The sequence below is a fragment of the Pseudodesulfovibrio tunisiensis genome (assembly GCF_022809775.1).
GTDB lineage: Bacteria > Desulfobacterota > Desulfovibrionia > Desulfovibrionales > Desulfovibrionaceae > Pseudodesulfovibrio > Pseudodesulfovibrio tunisiensis.
The window spans coordinates 1,278,613-1,294,261 of record NZ_CP094380.1; the positions used below are offsets into that span (position 1 = coordinate 1,278,613).

The 15,649-nt window shown below is 58.5% G+C and carries 18 protein-coding genes and 1 tRNA gene; 14 read left to right on the top strand and 5 right to left on the bottom strand.

Annotation, left to right across the window (positions count from 1 at the left end; genetic code table 11):
* The first annotated feature begins 3 nt into the window (after nucleotides 1-3).
* Nucleotides 4-546 carry a hypothetical protein gene (locus MPN23_RS06430; protein ID WP_243546876.1) on the top strand — a complete coding sequence of 181 codons (543 nt, stop codon included), beginning with the start codon at nucleotides 4-6 and terminating at the stop codon, nucleotides 544-546.
* Nucleotides 547-569: 23 nt separating this feature from the next.
* Complete coding sequence (locus MPN23_RS06435) at nucleotides 570-1,214, top strand: hypothetical protein (protein WP_243546877.1); 645 nt, start codon at nucleotides 570-572, stop codon at nucleotides 1,212-1,214.
* An 84-nt stretch (nucleotides 1,215-1,298) separates the two neighbouring features.
* Here MPN23_RS06435 and MPN23_RS06440 read toward each other — a convergent pair whose 3' ends face one another.
* Both MPN23_RS06440 and MPN23_RS06445 read right to left on the bottom strand, forming a co-directional pair.
* Nucleotides 1,299-1,790: a hypothetical protein gene (locus MPN23_RS06440; protein ID WP_243546878.1), complete on the bottom strand. Its 492-nt coding sequence runs from the start codon at nucleotides 1,788-1,790 to the stop codon at nucleotides 1,299-1,301.
* Nucleotides 1,791-1,877: 87 nt separating this feature from the next.
* The gene (locus tag MPN23_RS06445) at nucleotides 1,878-2,393 is read right to left on the bottom strand and encodes a hypothetical protein (RefSeq protein WP_243546879.1); all 516 of its coding nucleotides are present in this window, start codon (nucleotides 2,391-2,393) and stop codon (nucleotides 1,878-1,880) included.
* 191 nt (nucleotides 2,394-2,584) lie between these two features.
* Between MPN23_RS06445 and MPN23_RS06450 the strand changes: the two genes are divergently transcribed.
* Complete coding sequence (locus MPN23_RS06450; RefSeq protein WP_243546880.1) at nucleotides 2,585-2,944, top strand: hypothetical protein; 360 nt, start codon at nucleotides 2,585-2,587, stop codon at nucleotides 2,942-2,944.
* Between the two features lie 176 nt (nucleotides 2,945-3,120).
* Here MPN23_RS06450 and MPN23_RS06455 read toward each other — a convergent pair.
* Nucleotides 3,121-3,197, bottom strand: a tRNA-Arg gene (locus tag MPN23_RS06455).
* 197 nt (nucleotides 3,198-3,394) lie between these two features.
* Here MPN23_RS06455 and MPN23_RS06460 point away from each other — a divergent pair.
* Entirely contained in the window at nucleotides 3,395-3,961 is a 567-nt protein-coding gene (locus tag MPN23_RS06460; protein WP_243546881.1) for a UbiX family flavin prenyltransferase, read from the top strand.
* A 10-nt stretch (nucleotides 3,962-3,971) separates the two neighbouring features.
* Complete coding sequence (locus MPN23_RS06465; protein ID WP_243546882.1) at nucleotides 3,972-4,649, top strand: metal-dependent hydrolase; 678 nt, start codon at nucleotides 3,972-3,974, stop codon at nucleotides 4,647-4,649.
* Between the two features lie 208 nt (nucleotides 4,650-4,857).
* Here MPN23_RS06465 and uvrC read toward each other — a convergent pair whose 3' ends face one another.
* Nucleotides 4,858-6,687, bottom strand: coding sequence for an excinuclease ABC subunit UvrC (gene uvrC / locus MPN23_RS06470; protein WP_279388698.1), 1,830 nt, complete (start codon nucleotides 6,685-6,687; stop codon nucleotides 4,858-4,860).
* A gap of 224 nt (nucleotides 6,688-6,911) precedes the next feature.
* On the opposite strand from uvrC, the gene MPN23_RS06475 reads away from it, so the two are divergent.
* On the top strand, nucleotides 6,912-8,351 hold the full coding sequence (locus MPN23_RS06475) for an outer membrane homotrimeric porin (protein ID WP_243546884.1): 1,440 nt from the start codon (nucleotides 6,912-6,914) through the stop codon (nucleotides 8,349-8,351).
* A 22-nt stretch (nucleotides 8,352-8,373) separates the two neighbouring features.
* On the opposite strand, the gene MPN23_RS06480 is transcribed toward MPN23_RS06475, so the two are convergent.
* The gene (locus MPN23_RS06480; protein ID WP_243546885.1) at nucleotides 8,374-8,664 is read right to left on the bottom strand and encodes a hypothetical protein; all 291 of its coding nucleotides are present in this window, start codon (nucleotides 8,662-8,664) and stop codon (nucleotides 8,374-8,376) included.
* Nucleotides 8,665-8,784: 120 nt separating this feature from the next.
* Between MPN23_RS06480 and hisD the strand changes: the two genes are divergently transcribed.
* The 8 genes from hisD to MPN23_RS06520 all read left to right on the top strand — a co-directional run bounded on the left by hisD (nucleotide 8,785) and on the right by MPN23_RS06520 (nucleotide 15,619).
* Complete coding sequence (gene hisD, locus MPN23_RS06485) at nucleotides 8,785-10,089, top strand: histidinol dehydrogenase (RefSeq protein ID WP_243546886.1); 1,305 nt, start codon at nucleotides 8,785-8,787, stop codon at nucleotides 10,087-10,089.
* Between the two features lie 17 nt (nucleotides 10,090-10,106).
* On the top strand, nucleotides 10,107-11,003 hold the full coding sequence (locus MPN23_RS06490; RefSeq protein WP_243546887.1) for a phosphoribosylaminoimidazolesuccinocarboxamide synthase: 897 nt from the start codon (nucleotides 10,107-10,109) through the stop codon (nucleotides 11,001-11,003).
* A 266-nt stretch (nucleotides 11,004-11,269) separates the two neighbouring features.
* Nucleotides 11,270-11,560 (top strand): 30S ribosomal protein S6, encoded by a 291-nt coding sequence (gene rpsF, locus MPN23_RS06495; protein WP_243546888.1) that lies wholly within the window; start codon nucleotides 11,270-11,272, stop codon nucleotides 11,558-11,560.
* Between the two features lie 11 nt (nucleotides 11,561-11,571).
* Nucleotides 11,572-11,835: a 30S ribosomal protein S18 gene (rpsR, locus tag MPN23_RS06500; protein WP_243546889.1), complete on the top strand. Its 264-nt coding sequence runs from the start codon at nucleotides 11,572-11,574 to the stop codon at nucleotides 11,833-11,835.
* A gap of 12 nt (nucleotides 11,836-11,847) precedes the next feature.
* Complete coding sequence (gene rplI / locus MPN23_RS06505) at nucleotides 11,848-12,384, top strand: 50S ribosomal protein L9 (RefSeq protein ID WP_243546890.1); 537 nt, start codon at nucleotides 11,848-11,850, stop codon at nucleotides 12,382-12,384.
* Nucleotides 12,353-13,807 (top strand): replicative DNA helicase, encoded by a 1,455-nt coding sequence (gene dnaB / locus MPN23_RS06510; RefSeq protein WP_243546891.1) that lies wholly within the window; start codon nucleotides 12,353-12,355, stop codon nucleotides 13,805-13,807. Before rplI ends, dnaB begins: the two co-directional genes overlap by 32 nt.
* A 24-nt stretch (nucleotides 13,808-13,831) precedes the next feature.
* The gene (locus tag MPN23_RS06515) at nucleotides 13,832-15,121 is read left to right on the top strand and encodes a phenylacetate--CoA ligase family protein (protein WP_243546892.1); all 1,290 of its coding nucleotides are present in this window, start codon (nucleotides 13,832-13,834) and stop codon (nucleotides 15,119-15,121) included.
* Nucleotides 15,122-15,619 (top strand): DUF456 domain-containing protein, encoded by a 498-nt coding sequence (locus MPN23_RS06520; RefSeq protein ID WP_243546893.1) that lies wholly within the window; start codon nucleotides 15,122-15,124, stop codon nucleotides 15,617-15,619. It abuts the gene before it with no gap.
* Nucleotides 15,620-15,649: the final 30 nt, after the last annotated feature.

Sequence of the window (15,649 nt, forward strand, 5' to 3'; positions counted from 1 at the left end):
CTCATGCGGCGCATCGCCGCGGCAACCTTCACGCTGTTCCTGCTGCTGGCAGGAGTATGCAACGCCGCACAAGCACCGGCACCCATCATCCCGGTGCCGGAATACGAAAACGACCTGTCCCGAGTCCTGCTCTCGCTCCCGGCGCGGGAAGACCATCTCGTGTTTCAGGAGGACCTGATCGCCAGCCTGCCGCCCTACTCCAGAATTTTCGTGCTGGTGGCCGACGACAACCTGTATCCTCTGGAAGACAACATCGCAGGCAAGCCCTATGCCGACCGCGTGGAACTGGTCCCCTACGACGTGACCTCTCTGGATCAGGCCCGCTACTACATGATGGTCGCGCAACGCCCGACGCACATCGGCGTGCATCAGGACAAGCCGTGGCCTCAGGGCACGATCTGGGCACGCGACTCCTATGTCATGGCCCGAAAGGCCAATGGCAAGCCGCAACTTCTGGTTCCGGTCTACTACCGTCATCTGGCCCAGCCGCTGGTCGACGACCCGGACAGAAGCCACGCATCGCCTTTGACAACGACTATCTCCTGAGCCTGCGCGAATACGGCGCGCACATGACCAAACGCATGCCTCTGGCCTTTGACGGCGGCAATGTCATGTTCGACCGCCTGAACGAAAAGACCGTCGCATTTCTGGGATTGGATGCGCTGACCGCATCCGAAGCCATTGGACAGGCTTTTGGCGCCCCCATGGATCGAAACGGACTGCTCAAGGCCTTCAGGAATTTTTTCAATGTGGATGAAATTCACGTCGCAGGAACCGGAATGCGCCAGCCCGAAGTCATGTTCCACCTGGATCAGGCCATGACCCTGCTGCCCGGACACAGAGCTGCAATCCTGACTCCGGAAGGCCCGCTCCCGGAGAGCGAAACGGATCAGCGCAAGCTCGCCGAAGTCAAGGATTTCCTGAAACAGCTCCGAACACTCCTTGACGACCTCGGCTATGCAACCGTGGACCTGAAAACGTCCGTATCCGCCATCCTCGGATATCGATTTCCCAACCTCGCAGCCTACACCGACAGGGACACCGGCACGCCTACGGTGCTTTTCAGCGCCTACGCCGATGACTCGGCACAGGACAAGGTTTTCCGGAAAGAGAACAGGGAACGGCTGCACGCTTTGGGGTTCGTCACCCGGGAGGTATCCACATCGGCCAGCCAGAACAACGGCGGAATCCACTGCCTTTACAACACCATGTAGCCATCCCTTCCAATCAAAAGAAAAAAAGCCCGACGCGTTGTCCGCGCCGGGCTTTTTCATCCGGAATTGCATTTCGCGACAAGACTACTCGCCGCGAATCGAATGGAAATCCGAAGCAAACCGTTCCATGCATTCGCCGATGTCACTGCGAATGGCCTTGTCCAGATCAAATGCCGTAGGCGCTATGCCCATTTCCGCAGTGTCCCAGTATATCTGCCGGGGCGGCACTCCGAACTCGAAGTCGAGATGATAGACATTCATGCCGCTTTTGGTCTTGATGGTCATGACTTTGATGTTGATGATCCCGACATCCTTCACGTTCATGCCGAGTTTCGGATAATTGTTCACGAACGCATCGTCATTGAGCGGCATGCCGCGCATGAACTCCTTGAAACTCTTCTCGGCCTCTTCCTGGAGTTTGACAACATCCAGAGTACCGCCGTCCGCATCCACGAACACGCGGACACTATCGAAAATCTTGATTTGCCTGAAATCGTCCGGCTCGGACGCCATGGCGGCCTGTGCAAACAGCAGACAGGCCAGAACAGCCCAAAAGGATATCACCGCTTTCTTCATGTTTCCTCCGCTTTCACTGTGAGGGGACGCGAAATTCCACTTTCAGCAGAATAACCACGCTTCCCGCAAAAAAGCAAAGAAAAGCGATCAATGCAGGGTACGACCGCACCCCGTAGGCTGCACATGCATGTTGCCGGGGACTTCAAGAGCCAGAAGGTCCTTGACAGTCAGGTCCGGGCCGACCCACAGCTTGCCCGAGGAACGCCAGTGCGACACAAGCGCCTTGGCCTGAGCAAGCGCCCGGCTCACGGCGGTGCGATACTCGTTGCGATCGAACGCAAGTTCCACGGTCTGAGCCCAATCCGGCAACGGTTCATCCGGTGGCCAGGATACGGGATTGCGCAATTTCCAATGCACGGCATCCGCCGTGTGGCTCACCAGCACGCCCTCGTCAATGCCGACGCAAGCCGGGTTGCCGCAACTGCATGTAAAGATGAACAATTCCCCGCCCATGGCCGCGCTGACCGCAAGATCAACCGGATCGACATAGGCGTCAAGCTCATGGGGATACTGCCCATCCACCGTAAGATTGAAATCGATATAGGCATCGTCCGTATTCTGTTCATCCAGTGACAACGTGACCGAGAGCCCGAAAACATTCATTATTTTCACTCCTGAAATACAAGGCAACAGGTTCAAGAGCGACAGGAAAACATATCCCGCCAGGTTGGGCAAGCCCGCATGCTTCCGCCCCCTGAACGTCACGTTATTTTCAAACGCCCCTCCTTTACAAAATGCTCCATACTGATATGGTGACGGCAATACCCCAAACCCGCCAACATAAGGAGTTTGCTATGCCCAACATGGATTACCCCGGTCCCTGCCCGAGCTGCATCGGAATCGACGGCTGTTCGACTGAAGCCGCCAAGCAGGAAGCTGTCGCCCACTACTGCAAGGGCCTCGAAATGGAACTGAACGCGTGGAAGGCCCGGCTCTATGACGTGCTGGTTGCGGACAACGGCAACCTCGGAGACACCGTGATCCAGCTCAAGTCGACCATGAGGGAACTGGAAGCCGTGGTTTCCCAGATGAAGGACGTCTGCCCGTCCAGTCTGGGCGAAGAGGAAAAACTTGTCGGCGCCAAGCTGGAGGACCTCCGCGTCCACTACACCAAGGCCATGCAGGTCCTGGCCCCGGGCTGGTTCGGCGGCTGATTTCGACACAGACCTTCAATACGGCTCCGGGCGGCAGCCGCAACAAGCCCGCCCGAAGCTGCTCCTCTCTTAATGCAGAAGGCCCGCCCCTTCCAAGGAGCGGGCCTTCTGCTTGCCCAAAACAGCCAAAACGAAAAAATCCCCGCCCAAAAGGACAGGGATTCTTTCTTGCATGATGGTGGGCAATACAGGATTCGAACCTGTGGCCTCCAGCTCCGGAGGCTGGCGCTCTATCCAACTGAGCTAATTGCCCGCGAGACCGAAGTTATTAGGCCTGCAGCCAAAGGATGTCAAGCATATACTTGCACAGACCCGAAATCGCCGCAACAGCCGCGCCATGTCCGTGTCACATTTCACTTGCCAAAAAGTCTATAAAAAGTCTATATGAACCCACAGGATATGGGCGCTAGCGCTGAACAGAACTTTTTTCCGCCGGGCAAGACAGGACAAATGAATACCAGACGAATCGTGTTGGCCATGACCGGTGCCAGCGGCATGCCATATGCCGTTGCCTTGGCAGACGCCCTGAAAGACCGCACGGACATCCAGCTCCATCTCATCATCTCCGAAGCCGCCAAAATCGTTCTGAAGACCGAAACCGACATTCCTCTGTCCCGTCTCACGGAAAACGCAACAGCGGTTTACGACCAGAACGATATCGCAGCTCCGCCAGCCAGCGGCTCATGGATTCACCACGGCATGATCGTCTGCCCGTGCTCCATGGCCTCGCTCGCCGCAATAGCCCAGGGCTTCGGCAGCAACCTCATCCACCGCGCTGCGGACGTCACCCTCAAGGAACGGCGAAAGCTCATTCTGGTCCCGCGCGAGACTCCGTTCAATTCCATACATCTGCAAAACATGCTCGCGGCCGACAGGGCCGGGGCCACGGTTCTTGCCGCGTGTCCGGGCTTCTATCACCGCCCGGCCACCATAGAGGATTTGACGAACCAGCTGGCCGGACGAATTCTGGATCAGCTGGAAGTACCCCACACGCTTTTCAAACGGTGGGGCGACTAGGAGGCACGCTATGGAAATCACCTGGTACGGCCATTCCAATTTCAGAATTTCTTCCGGAGGACACTCCATCCTGCTGGACCCGTTCTTCGTGGGCAATCCGTCCGCGCCCGTGGACTATCGGGAGGTGGACGCCTGCGATCTCATCCTTGTCACGCACGACCACTCCGACCACATCGGTCAGGCTCTGGAACTCGGCATCAAGCATGATGCCGAAATCGTGGCCGTGTTTGATACGATCCAGCACCTCATCTCCACCGGCCTGCCCCAATCCCTTGGCGTGGGCATGAACATCGGCGGAACCGTGGAACGGCTGGGCATCAAGATCAAGATGGTTCAGGCCATGCATTCCTCGGCCACAGGTGCAGCCGCCGGCTACATTCTCACCCTGCCCGAAGGGTTGTGCGTCTACTTTGCCGGTGACACCGGCCTGTTCAGCAGCATGGAACTGTTCGCGGCCTTTCACGACATCGACATTGCCATGCTGCCCATCGGCGGACGGTTCACCATGGACCCGGCTCAAGGCGCCTACGCATGCAAGATGCTCCAATGCAAAAAGATCATCCCCATGCATTGGGGAACATGGCCCATCCTTGCACAACAGACCGATTCCCTTGCCGAAGCTCTGGCATTGACCGCACCGGATACGGAACTGGTCACGCTCGAAATCGGCAAGCCAATGGAGTTCTAGGAGCCTTCGGCGACCCTCCCGGGGGCTGGGCGCTGCCCAGACCCGCCAAGGAGCAAGGCCCCTTGGATCCCCATTCCGTTTCGAGAATTTGAAGAGGCCGGACACATGCCCTGTCGGGACGTGTGTCCGGCCTCTTCAAATTCTCGAAACGGGTGATCTGGAAAAAGGACATTGGACTTGTTTTGTCTGTTTCCCCTGAAATCCTCATCTACTTTTCCAATTTGCCCAGCGCATCCAGAATGGTTCGGGCACGTTTCCGGCCCACGCCGGGCAGGCTTTGAACATCCTCGATCCCGGCCTTGGTCATGGCGTCCAGCGAGCCGAAACGATCCCAAAGAAGCCGGGCGGTCTTGGGCCCGATTCCGGGCAGGGATTCCACTTCGCTGGTCAGCACCTTTTTCCGCGACTGGCGTTGACGGCCTATGACATGCCGATGCGCTTCATCCCTGACCTTTTGCAGAAAAAGCAACTCCGGCGACCCCGCCTTGAGAGGAAGCGGATTCCTGCGTCCCGGGAGAAATATCTGATCTTCCAATTCCCCGGCCCGCCGGGTCGGCCCTTTGGCTATGGAAGCCAGCGGCCACGGCTCGATTCCGGTTTCGGTCAACGCCCGCTCCACGGCGGCAAGCTGTCCGCGCCCTCCATCGATGAGCACGAGATCGGGCCACGGCGGACCGGACTCCACACGCCGTCGTGCCCAGCCGGACAAGGCCGCATAGTCGTCACCCGTGCCTTCCAGTTCCGGAAACGCATAGGTACGGTAGGCTTCGCGACAATAATCGCCATCCTCGAAAACCACCATGCCAACGCGCATTCCCTGCCCGCCCAGATGCGAAGCGTCCACACACTCGATGCGCCGGGGCTCGGATGGCAGATGAAGCGCGGACCGCAACCGAGCCGTAATGGTCTCCTGCTTTTCCCCGGCCTTGCGCGCCACCTTGCGGGCGAGTTCCAGAAGCTCCTTTTCCTGCATGGTATCCGGCGGTCCGATGCGCAGACTGCCCTGCCGCAGATCGGCCAGTACTTCGGTCAGAGCTTCACCAGCCGCGGCATGCGGCTCGATGATGCGCGGAGGAACGAGCTTGCCGGAAGCATAGAACTGGGCAAGAAAACTGGACACGACCTCGGGACCATCCTCAAGGGAAAGCCCGGGCCAGAAAAAATGCTTCTGATCAAGCAGACGCCCCTGCCGTATGAAAAGCAATCCGAGCCCGAGACCGTTTTCCGCCACGGCCGTGGCCGCCACATCCAGATCACGCCCGCCGGGCAGGACAACCACCTGCCGCTCCACGGTCTTGCGAATGGCCCGAACCTGATCGCGATACTGGGCGGCCTGCTCGTATGCCATGCTTGCCGCAGCTTCCTGCATCCGGGCTTCCAGCATGGACAGAAGCTCTCCGGTCCGGCCCGACAGAAACATCTCCACCCGATGCACCTGCTCCATGTAGTCCTCGCGGGACACGTCCAGCACGCAGGGTGCCCAGCATTGATGTATATGATGATAGAGACAGGGGCGGACACGATTGCGGAACATGTGATCCGAACACTTGCGCAGGGGAAAGACCTTGCCCAGCAGTTTCCACGTAGCCTTGGCCGCACCTGCGGACGTGAACGGCCCGAAATAGATGGAACCGTCCCGCTTGGCCTTGCGCGTAATGGTCAGCCGGGGGAACTCGGACAGCTTGTCGAGCTTGAACAGCACATACTGCTTGTCGTCGCGCAGCACCACATTGTAGCGCGGCCTGTGCTTCTTGATCAGGCTGGCCTCCAGAAGCAGGGCTTCCTTTTCCGTGCCCGTGCACAGCAGATCAATGGCCCGGATGCGCGCAACCAGCGCCTTTGTCTTGGGCGTGTGCCCGGTGTGCTTGTGGAAATAGGAAGAGAGCCGTTTGCGCAGATTCTTGGCCTTGCCCACGTAGATGATCCGTCCGGAGTCATCCTTCATCAGATAGACGCCCGGCTCAGTGGGATACTCCGCGGCCAAAAATTTGAACCCCTCGGGATCGTTGTGTGGGTTTTTTTCAACAGGATCGTTCATTGGAGCAAGATTACGCGATTTTCCAGCCAAACGCATCAAACAACAAAAAACGAATCATTTTATATAATTAAATGGAAAAAGAAAAACAGGGTCGAGAGCGGTAAAAATTTTTTTACTTTTCTTCCCCATACCCCCTTGCATGCCGTCACGAGTTGCGATAAAAACCGGCTGTAAGGATATGGCGCTCTCTTGGTGCCAATCGCAAAAGAAGGAAGGATTTTATTATGAAACGTTTGACCCTGCTCGCCGTGCTCTGCGCTTTCGTGCTTGGCATGGCTGCCTCCGCCTCCGCCGCGGAGATCAAGGCTTCCGGCTCCTGGGCCGTTGAAGCTGTCTGGAAGTCCAACTGGCAGTTCCAGACCGACAACAAAGCCAATGACATGCAGACCTTCAACGTGAAGCAGCGTGCCACCACTTCTTTCGAGTTCATCGCGAACGAGAACCTGAAGGGCGTCATGCAGCTCCGTTACGGCACCGGTGCTTGGGGCAATGATGTCTTCGGCCTCGGCAACGGCGACAGCAACACCGCTGGTACCGCGACTCAGTTGCGTGTGCGCCAGGCCTACCTGGACTTCAACTGGCCCGGCACCCAGCAGAACATCGTTGCTGGTTACAAGTCCGTGTCCCTGCCCGCCATGTTCGGCGGTGGTTCCTACATCCTGGATGAAGAAATCGCTACCGCCATGGTTTCCGGCCCGATCACCGACAACGTCAGCTACCTCGTTGGTTACGCCCGCGCTTTCCAGAACGATGACGAGAACGGTGAAGCTGGCAAGCTGGACAACGTTGACGGCTACTACGCTGCTCTGCCCCTGTCCTTCGAGGGCTTCGACATCGTGCCTTTCGGCATGTACGCCAACATCGGTGAAAACGTGACTGCGACTGACGTCACGGCCGCCTCTTCCAAGATGAAGGGTCTGGCTGCCGTCTCCGCTCAGGCTGCCTCCGGTAACGACAGCGATTTCGACAATGCCTGGTGGCTCGGCCTCGGCTTCAAGATGGATCTCTTCGATCCCTTCGTGTTCAAGGCTGACCTCAACTACGGTACTGTCGACGCCGACGACGACTACAACAAGCGCGCTGGCTGGTTGTTCGACGCCGCTCTGGAATACAAGGGCTTTGATTTCATGACCCCGGAAGTCTTCTTCGCCTACACTTCTGGTGAAGACGAAGCTGACAACGGTACTGCCGCTAGCTCCGGTGCCTACGGCAAGTCCCATCGCATGCCGGTTCTGGCCGCCTCCAACTGGGCTGTCGGTTCCTTCTTCATCGGTGGCGACACCCTGCTCGACGGTTCCATCAACAACCGTAATGCTTCCCTCGGTTTCTGGACCTTGGGCGTGAGCTTCAAGGACATCGCTTCCTTCCTGGACGGCATGTCCCACACCGTGCATGTCCTGTACATGCAGGGTACCAACGACAAGGACCTGGCCACCTTTGCTGCTAACGGCAATGCTGTCAACAACGTTGCCTACGGCCGCACCCTGACCGAAGACGACTCCCTGTGGGAAGTTGACGTCAACACCGCCTACAAGGTGTACGATGAGCTGACCCTGACTCTGGATCTCGGCTACATCAACATGGACGCCACCAACAAGTGGGACGTGAAGGACAAGGGCGGCGACGCCTGGAAGATCAGCACCGGCGTGCTGTACCAGTTCTAGTCGAACCTAGACTCCACAAAGTCTAAATACCAAGAGACGCCGGGGGCCGAAGCAATGCTTCGGCCCCTTTCTTTTTTAATGCCGCAGACTGTCCGGAAACGGCAATCTGCGGCGTTGCTTCAAAACGTACAATTCCTCGCGTATTGCCCCATGCGCGTCGGCCTTGTACGTTTCTCGCGCCTTGCATCTCACCATTTCCGAAGAGTCTGCACTCCTGATCTTCCATCATTTTTTTGCAAATCAGCATGCCAATTGTGCAACCAATCGCATTTTCGCCGCCCCTCCATCCAGCAAAGCGAACCTTTTCCCACAAGGTTCTCCGGATGCCCAAGGCTTCTTCCCACTCGATCGCTCGACTTTTGGCCGGGGGTCGGATATAGATTTCCTCCCGGCGGCATTCCGCCGGGCTTGGTTTCCCAACATAGAGGTAGACATGTCCTGCAGAGAGCTCACCTACTCGGGCCCCGGCGACTGGCAAGCAATCGGCCGGTGGCTCGACAAGCGGAAAGACCCGGACACCAAGGTGGACGGGATTGTCCGCGACATCCTGAAAAACGTGCGGACCAACGGGGACAAGGCCCTGGTGGAATACACCCGCAAATTCGACTGCGACTCCCTTGACGAATCCATGATCCGCGTTCCGGGCAAAGCCATTCGCGCCAGTCTGGAACACATTCCCGCCGAAGATCGCGACATCCTTGAAGAAGCCATCGGCAACATCCGGGCCTTCCATGTCAATCAGAAGGAAAAATCCTGGTGGACCACGGCCCCGGACGGCACGATCCTCGGCCAGATGGTTCGGCCCGTGGATCGTGTGGGACTGTACGTTCCGGGCGGCAGAGGGGGCGAAACCCCGCTCATCTCCAGCCTGATCATGAACGCGGTTCCCGCGCAGGTTGCCGGGGTGGAGAAAATCGCGGTCACATCGCCGCCGCGCAAGGACGGCACCCTGAACCCGCACATTCTGGCCACGGCAGCCCTGCTCGGTCTGGATGAAATCTTTCTGGCCGGTAGCGCATGGGCCATTGGCGCGCTGGCATACGGCACCGCGACCATCAACCCCTGCGACGTGCTGGCCGGACCGGGCAACATCTTTGTTGCCACGGCCAAATCCCAGCTCATCGGGTCCGTTGGCATCGACATGGTGGCCGGCCCCAGCGAAATCGCGATTCTTGCCGACGAATCCGCCAATCCGAAATGGCTGGCTGCGGACATGCTGTCACAGGCCGAACATGATCCGCTTGCCGCGGCCCTGCTCATCACCCCGAGCAAGGAACTCGCCAAAGCCGTACACGATGAACTCGGTCCCCAGACCGCAGCCCTGCCGCGCAGCGAAATCGCAGGCGCGTCTCTCAGGGACTGGGGCGCGATCATCACGGTTCCGGATCTGGAAACCGGCGCGGACGTGATCAACCATATTGCTCCGGAGCATCTGGAACTGTCCATTGCCGACCCGTGGGCCATGCTGGGCACCATCCGCCACGCCGGAGCCATCTTCATGGGCCACAATTCGCCGGAACCCGTGGGCGACTATTTTGCCGGGCCGAACCACGTTCTGCCTACCCTGCGGACCGTCCGTTTTTCGTCAGCCCTGTCCGTGCAGAATTTCTGCAAGAAATCCAGCGTGATCGCCGCCAGCCCCTCCTACGTGACCAAACACGGTGACAAGATCGCCCGGCTCGCCCGACTGGAAGGACTGGAAGCCCACGCCAGAAGCGTTGAATGCCGCAACAAGTAACCTCTTACGGAGCACCCATGAACGCCGTGACTCAAACCGACATCAAGGAATATCCCCTTGTTTCCCAGGGCAAGGTTCGCGACATCTACGAGATCGACGACCAGACCCTGCTCATCGTGACCACGGACCGCATCTCCGCTTTTGACGTGGTCATGCCCGACCCCATTCCCGGAAAAGGCGTTGTCCTGAACCAGATCACCCTCTTCTGGATGGACATGATGAAGGACATGGTGGAAAACCACATCATCGCCTCGAACGTGGCCGACTATCCCGAACCGCTCCACAAGTACGAAGCGGAATTGCAGGGCCGGTCCGTGCTGGTCAAGAAGGCCAAGCCCCTGCCCATCGAATGCATCGTGCGCGGCTACATCACCGGATCGGGCTGGAACGACTACCAGAAGACCGGCACCGTATGCGGCCACGACCTGCCCGACGGTCTCAAGGAATCCGAAATCCTGCCCGAAGCCATCTTCACGCCGTCCACCAAGGCCGAACTGGGTGATCACGATGAAAACATCACTCTGGAAAAGGCTGCCGAACTTCTGGGCGACGACATGATGCGCAAGGTGGAAAAACTGGCCCTGAACATCTATACCCGGGCCCGGGACTACGCAGGCCAGCGCGGCATCCTCATTGCGGACACGAAATTCGAGTTCGGCATCGTGGATGACCGCCTCATCCTCATCGATGAAGTGCTGACCCCGGACTCCTCCCGCTTCTGGCCCGCCGAGGGCTACGAGGCCGGGAAGTCCCAGCCCAGCTTCGACAAGCAGTATTTTCGCGACTGGCTGGTGAAAAGCGGCTTCAACAAGCAGCCTCCGGGACCAAGCATTCCGGAAAACGTGGCTGATGCGACCAAGGCCAAGTACCTTGAGGCATACAGGCTGCTCACCGGCAAGGAACTCAATGCGTAACCCGGAGGGAACGCCGTGCTTGACTGGATGATCCTGATCGGCATGGCCGTTGCCGGGTTCGCCATCGGTCAATTCATCAAGAAGAAGACCGGAGGCGGTTGAGGTGCGGCCAAATCCTGCGGCTGGAAGCCGAAGGAAAAGACCGATGCGGAAAAGGACGACGCCTGACTTGACAGGCACGTCCAAAGGCAATAGTAAACATCCCCTTGCCTTGCTCTCCTCTCATGTGAAGAAGAGAAGGGCCAAAGACCAAAAGGAGAACTGTAATGACCCACAATTACGAGACGCTGCTTCTGCTCTCCCCCGAGCTGGCCGAGGAAAACAGGAACGAAATCCTGGGTACCCTCACCGGCATCGTGGAACGTGAGGGCGGAAAGCTCGTTGAAACCGATGTCTGGGGCACGCGCGACCTCGCCTACCCCGTTCAGAAGCAGACCCGCGGCTTTTATGTCCGCCTGGTGTACGATGCTCCCGGCGCCCTGATCTCCGAGCTGGAACGCAACATTCGGATCACCGACGGTATCTTCAAGTTCATCACCGTCAAGCAGGCCGCCTAAGGAGGACCATCATGGCATTTCGCAAAAAATTCACCCCGAGGAAAAAGTTCTGCCGGTTCTGCGCCGACGCTGAACTGCCCCTGGATTACAAGCGCCCGGACATCCTCCGGGATTTCGTGACCGAGCGCGGCAAGATCATTGCCCGCCGCATCACCGGCACCTGTGCAAAGCACCAGCGCCGCCTGACCACCGAAATCAAGCGCGCACGTCAGATGGCCCTTCTGTACTACACCACTGTTCACAGCTCTGATGTGAAGAAGAAGAGCAAGATCTAGGGGGAGGCACAGATGAAATTGATCTTACGCGCCGACGTCGACTCTCTGGGTCGCGTTGGAGATATTGTTACCGTCAAGGCAGGCTACGGCCGCAACTACCTGATTCCTCAGGGACTTGCTCGCCCCGCCACTCAGGCCAACCTCAAGCAGTTCGAGCTGGAACGCAACAAGCTGGAAGCCGAGGCCGCCAGCCTGCGTACCGATGCTCAGGGCATTGCCGATCGCATCGCCGCAACTCCGGTTTCCATCGAAGTGCGCGTTGGCGAAAACGACAAGCTCTACGGTTCCGTGACCGCCTCCAACATCGCTGATGCTCTGGAAGCCGCCGGTATCGTCATCGACCGCCGCAAGATCGTTCTGGACGAGCCCATCCGCTCTCTGGGCGATTACGAAATCGAGATCAAGCTGCATCCCGAAGTTCGTGGCGAACTGAAGCTGTCCGTTCTGGGTCACGGCATGCCTGCTGAAGAGCCTGCCGAAGAAGAAACCGAGACGGCAGAGGAACCGGAAGTGACCGATGCCGAATCCGACGAAACCGTCGAGGCCTAAGCGCGGCCAAAATGCAAAAAACTCGGAAGAGGCTCTGTCCAGAGCCTCTTCCGAGCTTGTTCGCAAGGTCCCGCCCCACAACCTCGAAGCCGAACAGGCCGTCCTCGGCGGGGTATTTCAATCCAACACCATCTTTCATGAACTCGTCGACATAGTCGAAGCCGACGATTTCTACTCCCCTGCGCACCGGACCATCTTTCAGACGTTCATCGACCTGTACAATCAGCAGAAGCCCATCGATCTGATCACGGTGGCGGACTACATGTCCGCAGCGGATTCATTGGACGTGGTGGGCGGACCGGTCTATCTGGCTGAACTGGCGGACTCCGTGATCAGCTCGGCCAATGCCAAATACCACGCCAAGATAGTCCACGACAAATCCATTCTCAGGCGACTGATCAACGCGTCCAGCGAAATCATTACCAATTGTTTTGAAGCGCAGGACGTGGACGAACTGCTCGGGGAATCGGAAAAGGCGATCTTCAACATTGCCCAGTCCCAGGCTGCAGCGAACCAGCTCGACAGCCGCCGACTTCTGGACCGCGTATTCGAGGACCTGACCGCCAAGTACGAGAACAAGTCCTCGATCACGGGCATCGCCACCCACTATCACGAGTTCGACAACATGACCGCCGGACTCCAGAATTCGGACCTGATCATCATGGCGGGCCGTCCGTCCATGGGCAAGACCGCGTTCGCCCTGAACGTGGCCCTGCGTTCCGCAGCCAGATCCGAAGTGCCCACGGTCATCTTTTCCCTGGAAATGAGCATGGAACAGCTCATGACCCGTCTACTTGCGGTACAGGGACAGGTGGGACTCCAGAATCTGCGCAAGGGCTACCTCGACGATCAGGACTGGTCTCGTCTGTACGAGGCCGGCGACGTGCTGTCACGCGCGCCGCTGTTCATCGATGACACCCCGGCCCTGTCCACGCTGGAACTTCAGGCCCGCTGCCGCAGACTCAAGGCAGAGCACGGTCTCGGCCTGATCATCATCGACTACCTCCAGCTCATGCGGGCCAGCCAGCGCACGGATTCCCGCGAGCAGGAGATTTCCGAAATTTCGCGAAGCCTCAAGGCTCTGGCCAAGGAACTGAATGTTCCGGTCATTGCCCTGTCGCAGCTGAACCGCAAGGTCGAGGAACGCACGGACAAGCGCCCCATGATGTCCGACCTGCGCGAATCCGGTGCCATCGAGCAGGACGCCGATATCATCATCTTCCTCTACCGCGACGCAGCCTACAACAAGAGCGAGGACAATCCGCTCAAGAACCACGCCGAAATCATCATCGCCAAACAGCGTAACGGCCCGGTGGGCAAGTGCGAACTCTTCTTCAAAAAGGAATACACGCTGTTCGAAAACATGGACGCCACAGTCTATCCTTCCGAACTTCCGCCTGAATTTGATCAGGGCAACAACTAACACACCCTACAAGGAAGATCTGCAATGTACTACGATTCCGTCGAGACTCTAGAACGGGGAGAACTGGAGAATCTCCAGGTCGACAGCTTGAAGAAAACCATCGCCATCGCGATGCGTTCTCCCTATTATCGCGACCGCCTCGCCGGTTTCGATCTCGACGAAATCAAGTCCGTTGCGGACATCGTGAAGCTGCCCTTCACCACCAAGGACGACCTGCGCTCCCAGTATCCCTACGGTCTGCTTACCCTGCCTCGGGAAGATTACGTGCGGCTGCACGCCTCTTCCGGCACCACGGGCACACCTACTGCCGTTTTCTACACGCAGGCCGATCTGGACCGCTGGGCCGATCTGGTGGCCCGCTCCATGTACGCCTGCGGTTGCCGCAAGTCGGACGTACTCCAGAACATGGCCGGTTACGGCCTGTTCACCGGCGGTCTGGGTTTTCACTACGGGTCGGAAAAGCTGGGCATGATCACCATCCCGGCAGGCGCAGGCAACACCAAGCGCCAGATCAAGCTGATTCGCGACTTCAACGTCACGGTCATGCACATCATCCCGTCCTTTGCCCTGTATTTCGCATCCCAGGTCCGGGAAGCGGGCTTCGATCCCGCGGAAATGCCATGGCGCATCGCCCTGATCGGCGCGGAGCCGCATACCGAGGAAACCCGCCGCAAGATCGAGGAAATGCTGCACATCAAGGCATACAACTCCTACGGCATGAGCGAGCTGAACGGCCCGGGCGTGGCCTTCGAGTGCACCGAGCAGAGCGGCATGCACATCTGGGAGGACGCCTACATTCCCGAGATCATCAATCCCGAAACCGGCGAACATGTCGAGGAAGGTGAAATCGGCGAACTGGTCATGACCACCATCACGCGCGAGGGCATGCCCATCATCCGCTACCGCACCCGCGACCTGACCCGGTTCATTCCCGGCCAGTGCCCCTGCGGTCGCACGCATCGCCGCATCGACCGCATCACGGGCCGCGCCGACGACATGATGATCCTCAAGGGCGTGAACATCTACCCCATGCAGATCGAGCAGTGCCTCATGTCCATGCCCGAGGTGGGCCACAACTACCTGATCGAGCTGTACAAGGAAGGCCTGACCGACCAGATGCGGGTCAAGGTGGAGATCAAGGACGAATTCTTCGTGGAAGACATGCGCGTGCTTCAGGGCCTGCAAAAGAAGATCGCCAAGCGCCTGCACAGCGAAATTCTGATCACGCCGCGCGTGGAACTTGTCATGCACGACTCCATCCCCAAGTCTCCGGGCAAGGCAATCCGGGTCAAGGACCTCAGAAACGAGGAATAAATGGATTACGTCTGGGCATCGCTTCTCATCCTGCTCCTCGGAGCGTCCCAGATCATCCAGATTTTCGGCGGTCCCGCCAACTGGATAGCCCTGGCCCTCGTGGCATTCTGGAAATGGCTGTTTCCGGAATCCATGGGTTGGGGCTTTGTTCTGATTCTGGGCATCCTGGCGGCAGCCGGAGAAGCTCTGGAATTCGGGCTGCAGATGTGGAGCGCGGGCCGATACGGAGCCGGAAAACGGGGCAACATCGGCGGCATGATCGGCGCGATTGCCGGAGCCATCTTCGGCGCACCGTTCCTGCTCGGCGTAGGCGCACTGATCGGCGCACTCGCCGGGGCCTACCTCGGCTGCCTGATCATGGAGCTGCCCGACAAGGACATGCAGCATGCACGCCGCGCTGCCCTCGGCGCCTTCTGGGGCAAGGCCTTCGGCTTCACGGTCAAGATGTCCCTCGGCGCAGTCATGGTAGTGCTGAGTATCCCGAAAATATGGCCCTGAGCAACAAAACAGTTTTATCTGTTGTAAAAT

Coding starts and splice junctions, on each gene's coding strand:
- MPN23_RS06430 (WP_243546876.1), top strand. CDS start 4: ATGCGGCGCATCGCCGCGGCAACCTTCACGCTGTTCCTGCTGCTGGCA.
- MPN23_RS06435 (WP_243546877.1), top strand. CDS start 570: ATGACCAAACGCATGCCTCTGGCCTTTGACGGCGGCAATGTCATGTTC.
- MPN23_RS06440 (WP_243546878.1), bottom strand. CDS start 1,790: ATGAAGAAAGCGGTGATATCCTTTTGGGCTGTTCTGGCCTGTCTGCTG.
- MPN23_RS06445 (WP_243546879.1), bottom strand. CDS start 2,393: ATGAATGTTTTCGGGCTCTCGGTCACGTTGTCACTGGATGAACAGAAT.
- MPN23_RS06450 (WP_243546880.1), top strand. CDS start 2,585: ATGCCCAACATGGATTACCCCGGTCCCTGCCCGAGCTGCATCGGAATC.
- MPN23_RS06460 (WP_243546881.1), top strand. CDS start 3,395: ATGAATACCAGACGAATCGTGTTGGCCATGACCGGTGCCAGCGGCATG.
- MPN23_RS06465 (WP_243546882.1), top strand. CDS start 3,972: ATGGAAATCACCTGGTACGGCCATTCCAATTTCAGAATTTCTTCCGGA.
- uvrC (WP_279388698.1), bottom strand. CDS start 6,687: ATGAACGATCCTGTTGAAAAAAACCCACACAACGATCCCGAGGGGTTC.
- MPN23_RS06475 (WP_243546884.1), top strand. CDS start 6,912: ATGAAACGTTTGACCCTGCTCGCCGTGCTCTGCGCTTTCGTGCTTGGC.
- hisD (WP_243546886.1), top strand. CDS start 8,785: ATGTCCTGCAGAGAGCTCACCTACTCGGGCCCCGGCGACTGGCAAGCA.
- MPN23_RS06490 (WP_243546887.1), top strand. CDS start 10,107: ATGAACGCCGTGACTCAAACCGACATCAAGGAATATCCCCTTGTTTCC.
- rpsF (WP_243546888.1), top strand. CDS start 11,270: ATGACCCACAATTACGAGACGCTGCTTCTGCTCTCCCCCGAGCTGGCC.
- rpsR (WP_243546889.1), top strand. CDS start 11,572: ATGGCATTTCGCAAAAAATTCACCCCGAGGAAAAAGTTCTGCCGGTTC.
- rplI (WP_243546890.1), top strand. CDS start 11,848: ATGAAATTGATCTTACGCGCCGACGTCGACTCTCTGGGTCGCGTTGGA.
- dnaB (WP_243546891.1), top strand. CDS start 12,353: ATGCCGAATCCGACGAAACCGTCGAGGCCTAAGCGCGGCCAAAATGCA.
- MPN23_RS06515 (WP_243546892.1), top strand. CDS start 13,832: ATGTACTACGATTCCGTCGAGACTCTAGAACGGGGAGAACTGGAGAAT.
- MPN23_RS06520 (WP_243546893.1), top strand. CDS start 15,122: ATGGATTACGTCTGGGCATCGCTTCTCATCCTGCTCCTCGGAGCGTCC.